A 2,586-nucleotide genomic window follows, 5' to 3' on the forward strand; every position below is an offset into this window, starting at 1 on the left:
GTCCACGACGGCGGCGCCGGGGGCGCTCGGCCGGGGCACGGAGCTCGTCCGCGTGTGCGTCGTGGGCGTGCCCGTGACTGTGGCCGTCGTGGCCGTCGTGGCCGTGCCCGTCGTCCTCGACTCCCGCGTCGCGGGACGACGGCGCGAGGACGAGCACGCCGAGCGACAGCACCATGCCGATCGCGATCATGATGACGGTGAACACCACGTAGCGCGGGTGGATGTAGAGCACGAGCTGCCCCGTCGCCGACAGCCACAGGGTCGAGATGCCGACCACGAGGGTCAGGAGCACGCCCTGCCAGCGATCGGCGAGGCGCGAGACGGCGTCGAGGCGGAACGGCGTGCGGGCAGCGCCGGGAGCGCGCGAGGAGTCGCGCGAGGAGGAGTCAGGCAAAGTAGTTCACCACCAGTCCGATGGCGGCGCTGGTCAGGGCCACCACGAGGGTCAGCTGCGCGAGGGTGCGCGGTCGGTACGTCGTGCGGAGGAGGGCCAGCATCTTGACGTCGATGATCGGCCCGAAGACGAGGAACGCCGCGATGCCGCCGGGCATGAAGGTCGACGCGAACGGCAGCACGAAGAACGCGTCGACGTTGGAGCAGAGCGAGATGACGAAGGCCAGGACCATCATCGCGAGCACCGACCAGACGGGGTTGCTGCCCAGGGTGACGAGCACCGAGCGCGGCACCGCGGTCTGGATGCCGCCGGCCACGGCGGCGCCGATGAACAGCGCCGGCATCATGGTCGACATCTCGCGACGGAACAGCTCGACGCTCTCGCGCAGCTTCGAGGCGCCGCTGTGGCCGTGTTCCTGCGGCAGGGCGCACTCGGCCGCGAACGACCGGGTGAGCAGGCTCTCGGGATCGGGGTGGCGGCTGTAGAGCCAGCCGATCAGGTTCGCGATGAGGAACCCGCCCGCCAGCCGGGCGACGAGGATGCCGTCGCTCCAGCCGAACGCCTGGTGCGTCGTGATGATCGTGATCGGGTTGAGGATCGGGGCGGCCAGCAGGAACGTCATCGACTCGGAGACGGTGAAGCCCTTGAGCACCAGACCCCGCGCCAGGGGCACGTTGCCGCACTCGCAGACCGGCAGGAACATGCCGAGGAACGAGATGACGGCGCGGCGCAGCAGGGGCTGCCGAGGCAGCCACGAGGTGAAGAACGCCTGGGGCAGCCAGACCTGCACGATGATCGACAGGACGATGCCCAGCAGCACGAACGGCACCGACTCGACGATCACGCTGATGGTGAGGGTGACGAAGTCCTGGAGCGTGTCGGGCAGCAGCTGCGAGCCGAGCGCCGGACTGGCGACGCGCAGCACGAGGAGCACCACCGCGATGCCGATCCCGACCGCGAGCAGCGGTCCGCGCCTCGACCGGCGGGCGGGGGCGTGCTCGTGGGCGGCTCGACGGAGGGCGTCGCGTTCGCGGAGGGGCGCGCTCACCGGTCGTCCCCGTCGGCGGCGGGGGGCGCGAAGCGCGACCAGTCGTCGGCGGCTGAGGAGCTCCGAGGAGGCGTGGGCCGGGTCGCGGGGGCGGGCTCGCGTGCCGAGTCCTGGACACGTCCCGAGGTGTCGGCCGGCACCTCCTCGACGGTGGTGACCTCGACGGGTGCAGGGCCGGGCTCGACCGGGTCGGCGGCGGCCCCCTCGTCGCCGCGGGACTCGACGTCGACCGGGTCGCCGAGGAGCGTCGCCGCACGGGACGCGTGCCACGCCAGCACCACGCCGACGAGCAGCAGCGCCGTGTCGACGACTCCGGCGGTGAAGGGGATGGTCGTGAGGTAGAGCGCGAGGTTGACCCAGGTGCCCCCGCTCAGCGACGCCGCCACCCCGGGCACGATGCCGACGAGCGCCAGGGCGACGGTGCCCGCGGCACCGGCGACGAGACCGTGGCGCAGCGCCCGGGGCAGCGACGAGCCACGGTCGACGGGGCGCACGAGCAACAGGACGACGAACGCGACGAGGTAGAACGGGAACGGGTAGAAGACGAAGCTGCCGAGGAACTGGCCGACCGGCGTCGCCGTGAAATCGCTCGGCCAGGGCGTCACCGAGTAGCCGAGCGCCGAGCCGACGAGCGCCGCGAGGCCCAGGGCGAACCGTGCGACGAGCACGACGCCGAGGGCGGTCGCGGCGGCCAGCAGGCGGCTCCGGCCCTGGTCGGACCGCAGGCCGCGGACCTCGGAGGCCGCCCGGCGCACGAACACCGCAGCCCGACGGGACGACCTGTCGGTCGCCGCGTCGGGCTGCGGTGTCGAAGTCACTCCGTCACCCTAGACGAGTCACAGTTCGTCGGAGCTGACCCCCACGCCGAGGATGAACGGTCCGCCCTCGGCCTGCTCGGACGCGTCCGACGACGCGGCTGCCGTCGTCGTGCCCGAGCTCGAGGCCCGGCGCGAACGGCCGCGGCCCTGTCCGGGCTGCTTGGGCTCGGGAAGAGCGCCGAGCACGCTGTCGAGGATCTGCTCGGCGTCGTGCGTGCTCATCTTGCGGGGCTCGCGACGGGTCGCGGCCACCGGGATGTCGAGGATCGCGACGGACGCCTCCGGGGTGACCGTGGCCGTCGACGCCGCACGGCGGCTGCCGCGCT

Annotated in this window: 3 protein-coding genes and 1 pseudogene; all 4 read right to left on the reverse strand. The window is 72.7% G+C overall.

Annotation, left to right across the window (positions count from 1 at the left end; all coding sequences use genetic code 11):
* On the reverse strand, nucleotides 1-394 hold a 394-nt coding region (locus RWM17_RS13945), incomplete at its 3' end, for a DUF1980 domain-containing protein (protein ID WP_314104648.1).
* Nucleotides 387-1,442 carry a permease gene (locus tag RWM17_RS13950; RefSeq protein ID WP_314104649.1) on the reverse strand — a complete coding sequence of 352 codons (1,056 nt, stop codon included), beginning with the start codon at nucleotides 1,440-1,442 and terminating at the stop codon, nucleotides 387-389. The genes RWM17_RS13950 and RWM17_RS13945, both read right to left, overlap by 8 nt.
* Nucleotides 1,439-2,260, reverse strand: coding sequence for a hypothetical protein (locus RWM17_RS13955; protein ID WP_314104650.1), 822 nt, complete (start codon nucleotides 2,258-2,260; stop codon nucleotides 1,439-1,441). The genes RWM17_RS13950 and RWM17_RS13955 overlap by 4 nt, the downstream gene beginning before the upstream one ends.
* Nucleotides 2,261-2,278: 18 nt before the next feature.
* Nucleotides 2,279-2,586 (reverse strand): annotated as a pseudogene (locus tag RWM17_RS13960) (hypothetical protein); the annotation flags it as partial.

Origin of the sequence: uncultured Frigoribacterium sp., assembly GCF_963515265.1 — a bacterium.
Classification (GTDB): Bacteria; Actinomycetota; Actinomycetes; order Actinomycetales; family Microbacteriaceae; genus Frigoribacterium.